The sequence below is a fragment of the Variovorax sp. 01T439_2 genome, from assembly GCF_056398445.1.
Genome location: NZ_JBFTPJ010000056.1, coordinates 1 through 13,254 on the forward strand (window position 1 = coordinate 1; position 13,254 = coordinate 13,254).

At 69.5% G+C, this 13,254-nt stretch carries 12 protein-coding genes and 1 pseudogene; 7 read left to right on the top strand and 6 right to left on the bottom strand.

From position 1 onward, the window contains the following. The 3 genes and pseudogenes from AC1DOC_RS04595 to AC1DOC_RS04605 form a co-directional block, all read left to right on the top strand. Positions 1-611: TolC family protein (locus AC1DOC_RS04595; protein ID WP_478129460.1), on the top strand; the 611-nt coding region annotated here is incomplete at its 5' end. Between the two features lie 17 nt (positions 612-628). Continuing rightward, positions 629-1,881, top strand: a pseudogene (locus AC1DOC_RS04600) (efflux RND transporter periplasmic adaptor subunit). 9 nt (positions 1,882-1,890) lie between these two features. Further along, the gene (locus AC1DOC_RS04605) at positions 1,891-5,079 is read left to right on the top strand and encodes a CusA/CzcA family heavy metal efflux RND transporter (protein ID WP_478129461.1); all 3,189 of its coding nucleotides are present in this window, start codon (positions 1,891-1,893) and stop codon (positions 5,077-5,079) included. Here AC1DOC_RS04605 and mog read toward each other — a convergent pair. Together mog and yjgA are read right to left on the bottom strand one after the other, a co-directional pair. Next, complete coding sequence (mog, locus tag AC1DOC_RS04610; protein WP_478081001.1) at positions 5,069-5,653, bottom strand: molybdopterin adenylyltransferase; 585 nt, start codon at positions 5,651-5,653, stop codon at positions 5,069-5,071. The genes AC1DOC_RS04605 and mog overlap by 11 nt on opposite strands. A gap of 121 nt (positions 5,654-5,774) precedes the next feature. Beyond that, positions 5,775-6,431 carry a ribosome biogenesis factor YjgA gene (gene yjgA / locus AC1DOC_RS04615; protein WP_012748648.1) on the bottom strand — a complete coding sequence of 219 codons (657 nt, stop codon included), beginning with the start codon at positions 6,429-6,431 and terminating at the stop codon, positions 5,775-5,777. A gap of 105 nt (positions 6,432-6,536) precedes the next feature. Here yjgA and pmbA point away from each other — a divergent pair, with 105 nt between their 5' ends. Beyond that, positions 6,537-7,907, top strand: a complete 1,371-nt coding sequence (gene pmbA, locus AC1DOC_RS04620) for a metalloprotease PmbA (RefSeq protein WP_478081002.1) — start codon at positions 6,537-6,539, stop codon at positions 7,905-7,907. Between the two features lie 16 nt (positions 7,908-7,923). On the opposite strand, the gene AC1DOC_RS04625 is transcribed toward pmbA, so the two are convergent. Next, positions 7,924-8,718 carry a fumarylacetoacetate hydrolase family protein gene (locus AC1DOC_RS04625; RefSeq protein WP_478129462.1) on the bottom strand — a complete coding sequence of 265 codons (795 nt, stop codon included), beginning with the start codon at positions 8,716-8,718 and terminating at the stop codon, positions 7,924-7,926. Between the two features lie 174 nt (positions 8,719-8,892). On the opposite strand from AC1DOC_RS04625, the gene AC1DOC_RS04630 reads away from it, so the two are divergent. Together AC1DOC_RS04630 and AC1DOC_RS04635 are read left to right on the top strand one after the other, a co-directional pair. Then, positions 8,893-9,837 carry a helix-turn-helix transcriptional regulator gene (locus AC1DOC_RS04630; RefSeq protein ID WP_478081004.1) on the top strand — a complete coding sequence of 315 codons (945 nt, stop codon included), beginning with the start codon at positions 8,893-8,895 and terminating at the stop codon, positions 9,835-9,837. Positions 9,838-9,895: 58 nt separating this feature from the next. Next, the gene (locus AC1DOC_RS04635; protein ID WP_307592058.1) at positions 9,896-10,438 is read left to right on the top strand and encodes a nucleoside 2-deoxyribosyltransferase; all 543 of its coding nucleotides are present in this window, start codon (positions 9,896-9,898) and stop codon (positions 10,436-10,438) included. A gap of 25 nt (positions 10,439-10,463) precedes the next feature. On the opposite strand, the gene AC1DOC_RS04640 is transcribed toward AC1DOC_RS04635, so the two are convergent. Beyond that, positions 10,464-11,369, bottom strand: a complete 906-nt coding sequence (locus AC1DOC_RS04640) for a LysR family transcriptional regulator (protein WP_478129463.1) — start codon at positions 11,367-11,369, stop codon at positions 10,464-10,466. 102 nt (positions 11,370-11,471) lie between these two features. On the opposite strand from AC1DOC_RS04640, the gene AC1DOC_RS04645 reads away from it, so the two are divergent. Next, positions 11,472-12,239 (top strand): sulfite exporter TauE/SafE family protein, encoded by a 768-nt coding sequence (locus AC1DOC_RS04645; RefSeq protein ID WP_478084013.1) that lies wholly within the window; start codon positions 11,472-11,474, stop codon positions 12,237-12,239. Positions 12,240-12,263: 24 nt separating this feature from the next. On the opposite strand, the gene AC1DOC_RS04650 is transcribed toward AC1DOC_RS04645, so the two are convergent. Beyond that, the gene (locus AC1DOC_RS04650; RefSeq protein WP_418145688.1) at positions 12,264-12,737 is read right to left on the bottom strand and encodes an NUDIX domain-containing protein; all 474 of its coding nucleotides are present in this window, start codon (positions 12,735-12,737) and stop codon (positions 12,264-12,266) included. Further along, positions 12,737-13,189: a GatB/YqeY domain-containing protein gene (locus tag AC1DOC_RS04655; RefSeq protein ID WP_478081006.1), complete on the bottom strand. Its 453-nt coding sequence runs from the start codon at positions 13,187-13,189 to the stop codon at positions 12,737-12,739. Before AC1DOC_RS04655 ends, AC1DOC_RS04650 begins: the two co-directional genes overlap by 1 nt. Positions 13,190-13,254: the final 65 nt, after the last annotated feature.

Below are 13,254 nucleotides of genomic sequence, written 5' to 3' on the forward strand. Positions count from 1 at the left end.
ATGCTGCTGCGGCGGATGTGGAGGGCCGGCTCTCCGCGGCGCCGGTGCTGCGGCAGGCGCGGCTCGAGGTGGAGCGGCGCCAGGCGCTGTCGGACCTGGAGCAGGCCCGGCGCGTGCCCGACGTCACGGTGTCGCTGGGCGCCAAGCGCGTGCCGGCCGACGAGGGCATGGGCAGCGGCAGCGGCCGCAACCAGGTCGTGGTGGGCCTGTCGGTGCCGCTGCCGATCTTCGACACCAACCGCGGCAATGTGGCCGAGGCGCTGAGCCGCGAAGAGAAGGCGCGCGACGAGCTCGCCGCGGCGGAACTGCAACTGGGCGCCGACGTGGCGCAAGCCACCGAGCGCCTGCGCTCGGCGCGCGCCACCGCCCTGACCCTGCAGCGCGATGCGCTGCCCGGCGCCGAAGCCGCCCACAAGGCCGCCGCCAGGGGCTTCGAGCTCGGCAAGTTCAGCTTTCTCGAGGCGCTCGATGCGCAGCGCACGCTGTTCCAGGTGCGCAACCAGCACCTGCTGGCCGTGGCCGACGCGCACCGCGCGGCCGCCGATCTCGACCGGCTGCTCGGCACCGGCGGCGAAGAAGAAACCCCTGATGCGGCACCCGCCGTGCGCTGACAAGGAATGCACCAATCATGAACACCGAAGAAGAACGCAAGCCTTTCGCCGAGCGCATCGGCAGGAAGCAGTGGATGGCCATCGCGGTCGTGCTGGCGGTGGGCCTCGGCGCCGGCGCGATGATCCTGCGCACCGCGCCGCCTGCGCCCGAAGCCGCCGGGCATTCGGAAGCCGAGGGGCATGCCGATGGCGAGCACCATGAGGAAGGCAAGGAGGAAGGCCATGCCGAGGGCAAGGAGGAGCACGGCCACGCGCACGGCGAAGCCAAGGGCCATGCCGGCGAGGAGCACAACGAGGAAGAAGAGAAGAAGATCGCCTTCACCGACGCGCAGATCCAGGCCGCCGGCGTGGCCATCGAAAGTGCCGGCCCGGCGCGCATCAAGACCACGCTGCAGTTGCCCGGCGAGATCAAGTTCAACGAAGACCGCACGGCCCACGTGGTGCCGCGCGTGGCGGGCGTGGTCGAGAGCGTGCCGGCCAACCTCGGGCAGGAGGTCAAGCGCGGACAGGTGCTGGCGGTGCTCTCGAGCCCGACGCTGTCGGAGCAGCGCAGCGAGCTTCAATCGGCACAGCGCCGGCTCGAGCTCGCCCGCACCACCTACCGCAGGCCATGCAGGAGGCGCAGATCGCCGTGGCCAATGCGAACCAGAAGCTGCTGGCGCTGGGCGCCGCGCCCACGTCTTCGGCCCTGGGCCGCTACGAGCTGCGCGCGCCCTTCGACGGCATGGTGGTCGAGAAGCACATCTCGCTCGGCGAATCGGTGAAGGAAGACGCCAGCGTCTTCACCATTTCCGATCTCTCGACCGTGTGGGCCGAGATCAGCGTGGCCGCCAGCAACCTGAACCTGGTGCGCATCGGCGAGCCGGTGAGCATCCGCTCCAGCGCGTTCGAGCAGGCGGCCAGCGGCACGGTGTCCTACGTCGGCTCGCTGATCGGCGCGCAGACGCGCACCGCCACGGCGCGCGTCACGGTGACGAATCCGCAGCGCATCTGGCGGCCCGGGCTGTTCGTGAATGTGGAGCTCGTCTCGTCGGAGGCGGAGGCCGCGGTGACGGTTTCGGCCGACGCGGTGCAGGCGGTGGAAGACAAGCCCACCGTCTTCCTCAAGGTGCCCGGCGGCTTCATTCCGCAGCAGGTGCAGACCGGCCGCAGCGACGGACGGCGCATCGAAGTGTTGAGCGGGCTGAAGCCCGGCACGGCCCACGCCGCGAGCGGCAGCTTCGTCGTGAAGTCGCAGCAGGGCAAGAGCTCTGCCACCCACACCCACTGAGGACGCCGCATGTTCGAACGAGTCATCCGGTTTTCCATCGAGCAGCGCTGGCTGGTGCTGCTGGCCGTGCTGGGCATGGCGGCCCTCGGCGTCTTCAGCTACCAGAAGCTGCCGATCGACGCGGTGCCCGACATCACCAACGTGCAGGTGCAGATCAACACCGCCGCGCCGGGCTATTCGCCGCTCGAGGCCGAGCAGCGCGTGACCTACCCCATCGAGACGGTGATGGCCGGCCTGCCGGGGCTGCAGCAGACCCGGTCGCTGTCGCGCTACGGCCTGTCGCAGGTGACGGTGATCTTCGAGGACGGCACCGACATCTACTTTGCGCGGCAGCTCGTGAACGAGCGCATCCAGTCGGCGCGCGAGCGCATGCCCGCCGGCATCTCGCCGGTGATCGGGCCGATATCGACCGGGCTCGGCGAGATCTATCTCTGGACCGTGGAGGCCGAGGAGGGCGCGAAGAAGGCCGACGGCACGCCCTATACGCCCACCGACCTGCGCGAGATCCAGGACTGGATCATCAAGCCGCAGCTGCGCAACGTGAAGGGCGTGACCGAGATCAATTCCATCGGCGGCCATGCCAAGGAGTTCCAGATCGCGCCCGACCCTGCCAAGCTGCAGGCGCACGGCCTTGCGATGGCCGACCTGGTCAGCGCACTGGAGCGCAACAACGCCAACGTGGGCGCAGGCTACATCGAGAAGCGCGGCGAGCAGTACCTGATCCGCGCGCCGGGCCAGGTCAAGTCGGTGGAGGACATCGGCAATGTGATCCTCGCGAACTCCGGCGCGAGCGCGGCCGGCATGCCGCTGCGCGTGCGCGACGTGGCCGAGGTCGGCATCGGCCAGGAGCTGCGCACCGGCGCCGCCACCGACAWCGGCCGCGAGGTGGTGCTGGGCACGGTGTTCATGCTGATCGGCGAGAACAGCCGCACCGTCTCGCAGGCGGTCGACAGGAAGATGCAGCAGATCAACCGCACGCTGCCCGCGGGCGTGAAGGCCGTCACCGTGTACGACCGCACGGTGCTGGTCGACAAGGCCATTGCCACGGTGAAGAAGAACCTGTTCGAGGGCGCGGTGCTGGTGATTGCGGTGCTGTTCCTGTTCCTCGGCAACATGCGCGCGGCGCTGATCACCGCGCTGGTGATTCCGCTGTCGATGCTCTTCACCTTCACCGGCATGGTGAACCAGAAGGTCAGCGCCAACCTCATGAGCCTGGGCGCGCTGGACTTCGGCATCATCATCGACGGCGCGGTGGTGATCGTCGAGAACTGCGTGCGGCGCCTCGCGCATGCGCAGGCGAGGCACGGGCGGGTACTGACGCGCAGCGAGCGTTTCCACGAGGTGTTCGCGGCCTCGCAGGAGGCGCGGCGGCCGCTGCTGTTCGGCCAGCTGATCATCATGGTCGTGTACCTGCCGATCTTTGCGCTCGCGGGCGTGGAGGGCAAGCTGTTCCACCCGATGGCCTTCACCGTGGTGATCGCGCTGCTGGGCGCGATGATCCTGTCGATCACCTTCATTCCCGCGGCCGTGGCGCTCTTCATCGGCCACAAGGTGAGCGAGAAGGAGAACCGCCTGATGCAGTGGGCCCGGTGCGGCTACGAGCCGCTGCTGGCGCGCGCGATGGCGGCCAGGCCGCTGGTCATCACCACGGCGGTGGTGGCGGTGCTGCTCTCGGGCCTGCTGGCAACGCGCCTGGGCACGGAGTTCGTGCCGAGCCTGGGCGAAGGCGACTTCGCCCTGCAGGCGCTGCGCATTCCGGGCACCAGCCTCACGCAGTCGGTCGAGATGCAAAAGCAGATCGAACGCACGCTGAAGGCGAAGTTTCCGGAGATCGAGCGCGTGTTCGCGCGCACCGGCACGGCCGAGATCGCGTCGGACCCGATGCCGCCGAACATCTCCGACGGCTACATCATGCTCAAGCCGGAAGGCGAGTGGCCCGTATTCCACGGTAAATCGCGGCGCACGCGCGACGAGCTGCTGGCGGCCGTGCGGGAAGAAGTCGAGAAGCTGCCGGGCAACAGCTACGAGTTCTCGCAGCCGATCCAGCTGCGCTTCAACGAACTGATCTCGGGCGTGCGCAGCGACGTGGCCGTGAAGATCTTCGGCGACGACATGGAGGTGCTGAACAAGACCGCGGCCGAGGTGTCGGAAACCTTGGGCAAGATTCCCGGCGCGGCCGAGGTGAAGGTCGAGCAGACCACGGGCCTTCCGATGCTCACGGTGAACATCGACCGCGCCAAGACCGCGCGCTACGGCCTCAACGTGGGCGACGTGCAGGACGCGGTCTCCATTGCGGTGGGCGGCCGCGAGGCGGGCACGCTGTTCGACGGCGACCGGCGCTTCGGCATCATCGTGCGGCTGCCCGAGAACCTGCGCACCGACCTGGAGGCGATCAAGCGCCTGCCGCTGGCGCTGCCCGTGGGCGCGGGCGCGCAGGCACCGCAGCGCGCGAGCTTCATCCCGCTTGGCGAAGTCGCCACGCTGGAGCTTGCGCCGGGCCCGAACCAGGTGAGCCGCGAGGACGGCAAGCGGCGCATCGTGGTGAGCGCCAATGTGCGCGGGCGCGACCTCGGCTCCTTCGTGGCCGAGGCCGAGGAAGCGATGCGCAAGGTGCGCATTCCGCCGGGCTACTGGACGGCCTGGGGCGGCCAGTACGAGAACCTGGCCTCGGCCGCCGAGCGGCTGCAGGTGGTGGTGCCGGTGGCGCTGCTCTTGGTGTTCACGCTGCTGTTCGCGATGTTCGGCAACCTGAAGGACGGGCTGCTGGTGTTCACCGGCATTCCGTTCGCGCTCACGGGCGGCATCGTCGCGCTGTGGCTGCGCGGCATTCCGCTGTCGATCTCGGCGGCGGTGGGTTTCATCGCGCTGTCGGGCGTGGCGGTGCTCAACGGGCTGGTGATGATCTCGTTCATCCGCAAGCTGCGCGAGGGCGGGCTGCCGCTCGACGCGGCAATTCGGGAAGGCGCGCTCACCCGGCTGCGGCCGGTGCTGATGACCGCGCTGGTCGCATCGCTGGGCTTCGTGCCGATGGCCATCGCCACCGGCACCGGCGCCGAGGTGCAGCGGCCGCTGGCCACGGTGGTGATCGGCGGCATCCTGTCATCGACCGTGCTGACGCTGCTGGTGCTGCCGCTGCTCTACCGCATCGCGCACCGGCGCGATGAGGATGAGGACGAGGCCGGCCCGCTCAGCGCCTGATGGCCGACTTCGGTCGGAACGCCTTGCAGACCGTGTCGTCGGTCTCCAGGTACGGCCCGCCGATCAGGTCGATGCAGTAGGGCACCGCCGCGAAGATGCCGGGCACGGCCTGCACGCCTTCGGTGTCCTTGAGCCCTTCGAGCGTTTCCGCGATCGACTTGGGCTGTCCCGGCAGGTTGATGATCAGGCTTTGGTCGCGGATCACCGCCACTTGGCGCGACAGGATCGCGGTGGGCACGAAGCGCAGGCTGATCTGGCGCATCTGCTCGCCGAAGCCGGGCATTTCCTTGTGGGCCACGGCCAGCGTGGCCTCGGGCGTCACGTCGCGCAGCGCCGGGCCGGTGCCGCCGGTGGTCAGCACCAGCGAGCAGCCGGCGTTCACCAGCTCGATCAGCGTAGCGCTGATCAGGGCCGCTTCGTCGGGAATCAGCCGGGCCTCGAAATCGATCGGATTCTTGAGCGCGCGGGCCAGCCAGGCCTGCAGCGAGGGCAGGCCCTTGTCTTCATAAGTGCCGCTGGAGGCGCGGTCGCTGATGGAGACGATGCCGATGCGGACGGGGTCGGGTGTGGTCATGGTGTTGCTCCTTCCCCTTCCGGGGGAAGGTTGGGATGGGGGCAGCCGGGGCGCCCAATGGATACGCTGCGTGCCCCCGCCCCGGCCCTCCCCCGGGAGGGGAGGGAGGAAGACAGACGACTCACGCGTCTTCCTCCCGGTCCTGCGCGGCCGCGGCCGCCGCATGGTCCGCACCGCCGTGCACCGCAAGCTGCGCGCGCACCAGCTGGAAGATCTCGCGGTAGGCCTTGCCCTGGCGCGGCGCCTCGCCGGCGGGCCCGGCCTTCAGGTCCTTGCGGGCCTGGCGCACCAGGGCGCGCAGCTGCTGGGAATCGGTGGCGGGGTGGGTTTCGATCCAGCCGCCCAGCGCGTCGTCGTCGGCAATCAGGCGGTCGCGCCAGCGCTCGGCCTCGTGCAGCGCGGCGGTTTCGGCCGCGGGCACGCTGTTCTGCTCGGTCAGGGCGAGCTTCACGGCTTCGAGTACTTCGGGTTCGAGCTTGCGCATCAGCTTGCCGATGAACTGCATCTGCCGCCGCTTGCCCTCGAAGTTGGTGATGCGCTTGGCCTCGGCGACGGCGTCGACCAGTTTTTCGCCCAGCGGCAGCGCGTCGAACAGGCCGGCGCGCAGGCCGAGCAGTTCGGTGCCGAGCTTTTGCAGTTCATCGCTTTCGCGCTTGAGATCGGTGCGGCTGGCTTCGTCGGTGCCCTTGAGCTCGCGCTTGAGCTCCAGGTCGAGCTCGCTGCCTTCGGCAACGAACTGGCCACGGACGAAATAGCCTTTTTTGGGTTTGCGGGACATGGGGTGGATTCTGGGCCGCACCGTGCGGCGTTGCAACGCGTGCAATGCGCAACGGAAAGCCGGGACAAAACGGGATATGGGGGGCGCAAGTATCATAGCCACCACATGACGACATCCTCCTCGCGCGCCGATTCCGGCTTCGCCTACAGCCGCTCCTTCTTCGAAAACCTGGTCGACACGGCCCTGGCCCACGCCAAGAAGCTCGGTGCCACCGATGCCGGCGCCGAGGCCTCCGAGGGCTGCGGCCTCAGCGTCTCGGTCCGCAAGGGCGAACTCGAGAACGTGGAGCGCAACCGCGACAAGTCGCTCGGCATCACGGTCTACGTGGGCCACCGCCGCGGAAACGCCAGCACCTCCGACTTCTCCGAGGCCGCCATCGCCCAGACCGTGCAGGCGGCCTACGACATCGCCCGCTTCACCGCCGAAGACCCGGTCAGCGGCCTTCCCGACGAGGAAGACATCGCCAAGGAGCACCCCGAACTCGACCTGTTCCATCCCTGGAGCGTGACCAGCGAAGAAGCCGCCCGGCTCGCGCTCGAATGCGAAGAGGCGGCGCTCTCGACCGACAAGCGCATCACCAACAGCGAGGGCGCAGGCGTCTCGGCCCAGCAGAGCCACTTCTTCAGCGCCCACACGCACGGCTTCCGCGGCGGCTACGCCAGCTCGCGGCATTCGATCTCGGTGGCGCCGATCGCCGGCAAGGGCGACGACATGCAGCGCGACTCCTGGTACAGCTCCATGCGCTCGGCCGGCGAGCTGGCCAGTCCGCAGGCGGTGGGCCGCTATGCCGCCGAACGGGCGCTGAGCCGGCTCAAGTCGCGCAAGATCAAGACCACCGAATGCCCGGTGCTGTTCGAGTCGCCGCTGGCCGTGGGCCTGCTGGGCGGGCTGGTGCAGGCCGTGAGCGGCGGGGCGCTGTACCGCAAGAGCACTTTCCTGCTCGATTCGCTCGGCAAGCCGGTGCTGCCCAGGCACGTCGACGTGGCCGAAGACCCGCACATCCTGCGCGGCAAGGGCAGCTCGCCCTTCGACGACGAAGGCGTGGTGACCCGTGCACGCAAGGTGGTGGACGCCGGCCGGCTCGAAGGCTACTTTTTGTCGACCTATTCCGCGCGCAAGCTGGGCATGAAGACCACCGGCAACGCCGGCGGCTCGCACAACCTGACGCTGAGCTCGCGCCTCACCCAGCCGGGCGACGATCTCGACGCCATGCTCGCCAAGCTCGGCACGGGCCTGTTCGTCATCGAGCTGATGGGGCAGGGCGTGAACTACGTGACCGGCGACTACTCGCGCGGCGCGAGCGGCTTCTGGGTCGAAAAGGGCAAGATCGCCTTCCCGGTGCACGAGATCACCATTGCCGGCAACCTCAAGGACATGCTGATGGGCATCGAGGCCATCGGCGCCGATGCCTACACCTTCGGCGCCAAGACCACGGGCTCGGTGCTGGTCAACCGCATGAAGGTGGCCGGCAGCTAGCCGGCCGGCGCATCCATCAGACGATGCGCACTGACAGGTTCGGCAGGCCGTCGATGTGGATCTCGATCACATCGCCGCGCACCACCGGTCCCACGTTCTCGGGCGTGCCCGAATAGATGATGTCGCCGGGCATCAGCTCGAAGGCCTGCGACAGGCGGCTGATCTGCTCCGCCAYCGACCAGATCATGTGCTTGAGCGTGGCGTTCTGTTTGGTCTGGCCGTTCACCTTGAGCCAGATCGCGCCGTCGGTGTAGTGGCCGACCTTGGCCACCGGATGGATCGGCCCGATCGGCGCCGAGCGGTCGAAGCTCTTGCCGATCTCCCAGGGCTTTTTCTGGTCGCCCATCTCGCGCTGCAGGTCGCGCCGGGTCATGTCCAGCCCGAGCGAATAGCCATAGACCAGGTCCAGCGCATCCGCCGCCGCGATGTTGCGCCCGCCCTTGCCGAGCGCGACCACCAGTTCCACCTCGTAGTGGTAGTTCTTGGTGAGCGAGGGGTACGGATGGTCGGCCACGGTGCCGGGCGTGACGACCTGGATCGCGTCCGCCGGTTTCTGGAAGAAGAAGGGCGGTTCGCGGCTCGGGTCGGAACCCATCTCGCGCGCATGGGCCGCATAGTTGCGGCCGATGCAGTAGATGCGGCGCACCGGAAACGCCTGCTCGCTGCCGACGATCGGCACCGTAGCCAGTGCGACCGTGAAGGGCGTGGGCGCCGGGCGCGATGCGCCGCCGGCCGGCAGCGCGCAGCCGGCCATGGCGCTGGCGGCCACGGCGGCGGAACCGGCCAGCAGGCCGCGTCGTGAATTGGACATGGTCTTTGTCTCCTGGATCTTTGATGAAAAGCGATGAAGGCCGGCCGCAGCCGGCCGGGCCATTCTGGAGCGCGCCGCGGCGGCGCTTGCGCACGCATCTACGCAAAAACAGGACGAAAGCAACACCGTCCCGCCTGTAGGGGCGGCCCTGGGCGAGGGGCTTACCATCGCGCCATGTCGTCGGCTCTTCCATCCAGCAGCCTGCGCCTCTATGGCATGCAGGAGCGCGCGAACCACCTCGACTTCGACATCCGCTTCGAAGGCGCGCGCGACGTGCTCGCGCGCCCGCACCGGCACGAGTACTTCCAGATCCAGGTCAGCATCCACGGCGGCTCGCAACAGGTGATTGGCGGCGCGGTGCGGCCGTTCACCGCGGGGCACCTGAGCTTCGTGCTGCCTTACCGCGTGCACGTGGTGCCGCATCCGCCCGGCGCGCGCTATGCCATCGTGAACTTCGACCAGGGCTTTCTCTGGCCCGAACTCGCGGTCGAGGCGCTCGACCTGGAGGAGGTGCCGGCCGCGCGCCAGCCGGAGCTCGCACCCTTCCTGTTCCAGGAATACATGGACTTCCACTTCGGCGATGCCGATTTCGCGCGCATCCTCGGATGGCTCGATGAGCTTGCCGCGCTGAACCGCGGGCGGCGCTTCGGCGCCGTGGGCGCGATCCGCGGCATCCTGCTGCAGCTGATGGCGCTGGTTTGCCACCGGCACGAGGCGCCGCTGCTCGCGCAGGCGGCGCTGCAGAGCGGCCGCAGCGCGGGCCACGATGCGCTGCAGCGCGTGATGCGCTATGTGCGCGAGCACCTGGCCGAGGAGATGTCGCTCAACGATGCCGCGGCGGCCGCCATGCTCTCGCCCAACTACCTCGCACACCTGCTCAAGAAGCAGACCCAGCGCACCTTCACCGAACTCGTGACCGAGCGCCGCCTGGAGCGCGCGAAGGAACTGCTGGTGACCTCGAACGCCCGCATCGGCGACATCGCGCGGCAGTGCGGCTTCGGCGACGCCGTGTACTTCAGCCGCCGCTTCAGGCTGCAGAACGGCGTCACGCCGCGGCAGTTCCGCAGCCAGGTGGATGCCGGGCTGCGGCCCGGAGCGGCGGTGCCGAACGCGGATTGAAGAGGCCCGGCGCGAGATTTGCCACGGGCGGGCCCGGCGAACCTAAGATGTGCCCTTCATGGACACATCCCCCGACAACCCGGCGCGCCCGCGGATCTACCTTGCCGGCCCCGACGTCTTTCGCCCGGACGCCAGGGAGCACTTCGTGCGGCTCGCGGCGGCCTGCGACGCGCTGGGGCTGGCGGCCCTGCTGCCGGCCGACGGCAACGAGGAGCCGGCTGCACAGGCGCCGGAAATGCAGATCTTCCAGGCCAACATGCAGCGCCTTCGCGGCGCCGACGGCGTGGTGGCCAACCTCGCGTGCTTCCGCGGCCTGGAGCCCGATTCGGGCACGGTGTTCGAGGTGGGCGCCGCGGTGGCGCTGCAGATCCCGGTCGTGGCCTACGGCGTGCCCGCGGGCAGCTATGCCGACCGCGCCAGGGAGGCGCTGCAATGCGCGCCCGATGCGGCCGGGGTGCTGCGCGAGAGCGGCAGCGGCATCGCGGTGGAGGACTTCGGGCAGCCGCTGAACCTCATGCTGGCCTGCTCGATCCACATCGCGCCGACGCCGGAAGCGGCGCTGCAGAAGATGGCGGAACTGCTCGCCGCGCCTGCGCGCTGAGCCGCCCCGGGGAAGGGCGCCGCGGCTACTTCGCCGCCACCTGTTCCACCGGTGCCACCAGGTGCTCGAGCATGCGCCGCGCATTGAGCGGCAGTTCCTGCGACGAGCGCACGCACGCCATCAGTGTGCGCTCGGCCCAGGCGTCGCCGAGCGCGGCGCGCGCGATCTTCATCGAGCGGGCGCAGCGTTCGGCCGCCGTCTGCGGCACGATGCCCACGCCGATGCCATGCGCCACCATGCGGCATACGGCCTCGAAGTTGCCCACGCGCACCCGGTACGCCAGGTGCTTGCCGAGCGCGCGGGCGTGCTGCGTGAGCAGCAGCTGCAGCGCGCTGTCGGCGGGCAGGCCGACGAATTCGCTGTCGATCACCTCGGCCAGCATCACGCGCYGGCGCCCGGCCAGCGCATGGCCGCGCGGCATCACCAGCACCAGGTCGTCGCGGCGGAACGGATGGCATTCGAGGCCCTCGGTGTCGATGGCGTCCGAGACGATGCCGATGTCGCAGCGGCCGCCGCGCAGCGCATCGACGGTGTCGGGGCTGGGGCGCTCCTCGAGGTCGACCGAGATGCGCGGATGCTGCATGAGAAAGCGGCTCAGCACCTCGGGCAGGTGCTCGGTCAACGCCGAGGTGCCGCACATGAGCCGCACATGGCCCTTGAGGCCCTGGCCGTACTCGCCGAGCTCGCCGCGCAGGCGCTCCATCTGCTGCAGCACGACGCGCGCATGGTGCAGCAGCGTGCGGCCGGCCTCGGTCGGGCGCACGCCCTGCGCATGGCGCGTGAGCAGCGGGCTGCCGAGGGCGTCTTCCATGCCGCGCACGCGCTGGCTGGCCGAGGCCAGCGTCATGTGCGAGCGTGCCGCGCCGGCCGTGAGGCTGCCGGCCTCGACCACATGGAGGAAAAGCCGCAGGTCGGTGAGATCGAATCGCATGGTGAGGCCGCAAGGTAGCACGGGAGCCTCAGCCTGTGCCTGAGGCCGGCTGCGCGAATGCCGCATTTCCAGGCGCGGCCGTGGCCGGCAGACTGCGCCGCCATGACGATTTCGAATGATCTTGCAGAACTGGCAACGGGCCACTGGGCGGCGGCCACTCTGGTGTTTCTGCTGGCCGGCGTGGTCAAGGGCGTGATCGGGCTCGGGCTGCCGACGGTGTCGATGGCGCTGCTTGCGCTCTGGATGCCGCCGGTGCGCGCGGCGGCGCTGCTGATCGCGCCATCGCTCGTCACCAACCTCTGGCAGACCGGGCCGCGCGCGAGCTTCTGGCCGGTGCTGCGCCGCATCGGCGGCATGCAGGCGGGCATCGTGGCGGGCACCCTGGGCGGCGCACTGTGGCTCGGCGTGCCGGCGGGCGAAGGGGCCTCGGTGGCGCTGGGCGTGGCGCTGGTGGCTTACGCGCTCTGGGGCCTCACGGGACGGCAGCTGCAGGTGCCCGCGGCGCATGAGCGCTGGCTCGGGCCGGTGGTGGGCGCCGCCACCGGGTTGGTCACGGCGGTGACCGGCGTGTTCGTGGTGCCGGCCGTGCCCTATCTGCAGGCCCTGGGCTTCCAGCGCGATGCGCTGATCCAGGCGATGGGCATTTCGTTCACCACCTCGACCGTGGTGCTTGCCATCGGGCTCGCGGGCAACGGGGGTTATCCAATGGCGGCGGTGGGGGGATCGCTCGCGATGCTGGTGCCGGCCCTCGGCGGCATGGCGGTCGGCACCTGGCTGCGCAAGCGGTTGCCGGTGGCGGTGTTCAGGCGCAGTTTCCTGGCCGGGCTGGCGCTGCTGGGGCTCTACATGGTGGTTCGCGCGCTGGCGTGAGCCCGAAGCACCTGGCGACGAGCCCTACGCTGCGAGCAGGGCCGCGCGCACGCGCTCGATGGCCTGCCGGTAGGGCAGGGTGAAGCTGCTGATGTCGTCGCCGCCCGCGAGCCAGCTGAACGAGAACACCAGGCCGTCTTCCTCGGGGCTGCCCATGGCCACGTGGTCGAAGGTTTCGGGCAGCGGGCCATCGGCTCGCATCAGGAACAGGTGCCACAGCTGGGGGTGGCGCAGCGTATTGCCTTCGATGCCGGCTTCGCAGTCGCGCTGCAGGGTGCCGAGCGGCAGCAGCTCGCCGACGTGGTCGATGCCCGATTCCTCCAGCAGCTCGCGCCGCACCGCCACCTCGGGCGATTCGCCGGGCTCGACGGTGCCCTTGGGCAGCTGCATGTTGCCGTCGCCGGGGTGGCGGAACACCAGCAGCCGGCCCCTGGCGTCGACCAGGCAGGCGCAGGCCTTCAGGATCGGGCTGGTGCGGCCGCTGCTGCTGTCGTTCATCAGGCGTTGTTCGCGAGGGCGGCCTTGACGGCGGCGCTCACCTGGCCCATGTCGGCCTTGCCCGCGAGGCGGGTCTTGACCGCGCCCATCACCTTGCCCATGTCGCCGGGGCCCCTGGCGCCCAGTTCGGCCACGATGGCCTTCACTTCGGCGGCCACCTCGTCGGCGCCCATGCGCTGCGGCAGGTAGACCTCGAGCACCTTGATCTCGGCCGATTCCTTGTCGGCCAGGTCGGCGCGGCCGCCGGTGGTGAACGCGGCGATCGAGTCCTTGCGCTGCTTGACCATCTTGTCGACGATGGCCACGACCATGGCATCGTCGAGCTCCACGCGCTCGTCGACTTCCTTCTGCTTGAGCGCGGCCAGCAGCAGGCGGATGGTGCCCAGGCGCTCCGAGTCCTTGGCGCGCATGGCGGTCTTCATGTCTTCGGTGATCTGTTCTTTGAGTGTCATTCGGCACAACCTTTCGGAAAAAACAAAAGCCGCGGCAGGTTTCCCTGGCGCGGCTGGGGCAACGG

Bases quoted from the DNA above. Each gene is read 5' to 3' on its own strand.
- mog (WP_478081001.1), bottom strand. From the start codon at position 5,653: ATGACCACACCCGACCCCGTCCGCATCGGCATCGTCTCCATCAGCGAC.
- yjgA (WP_012748648.1), bottom strand. From the start codon at position 6,431: ATGTCCCGCAAACCCAAAAAAGGCTATTTCGTCCGTGGCCAGTTCGTT.
- pmbA (WP_478081002.1), top strand. From the start codon at position 6,537: ATGACGACATCCTCCTCGCGCGCCGATTCCGGCTTCGCCTACAGCCGC.
- AC1DOC_RS04630 (WP_478081004.1), top strand. From the start codon at position 8,893: ATGTCGTCGGCTCTTCCATCCAGCAGCCTGCGCCTCTATGGCATGCAG.
- AC1DOC_RS04635 (WP_307592058.1), top strand. From the start codon at position 9,896: ATGGACACATCCCCCGACAACCCGGCGCGCCCGCGGATCTACCTTGCC.
- AC1DOC_RS04645 (WP_478084013.1), top strand. From the start codon at position 11,472: ATGACGATTTCGAATGATCTTGCAGAACTGGCAACGGGCCACTGGGCG.
- AC1DOC_RS04650 (WP_418145688.1), bottom strand. From the start codon at position 12,737: ATGAACGACAGCAGCAGCGGCCGCACCAGCCCGATCCTGAAGGCCTGC.
- AC1DOC_RS04655 (WP_478081006.1), bottom strand. From the start codon at position 13,189: ATGACACTCAAAGAACAGATCACCGAAGACATGAAGACCGCCATGCGC.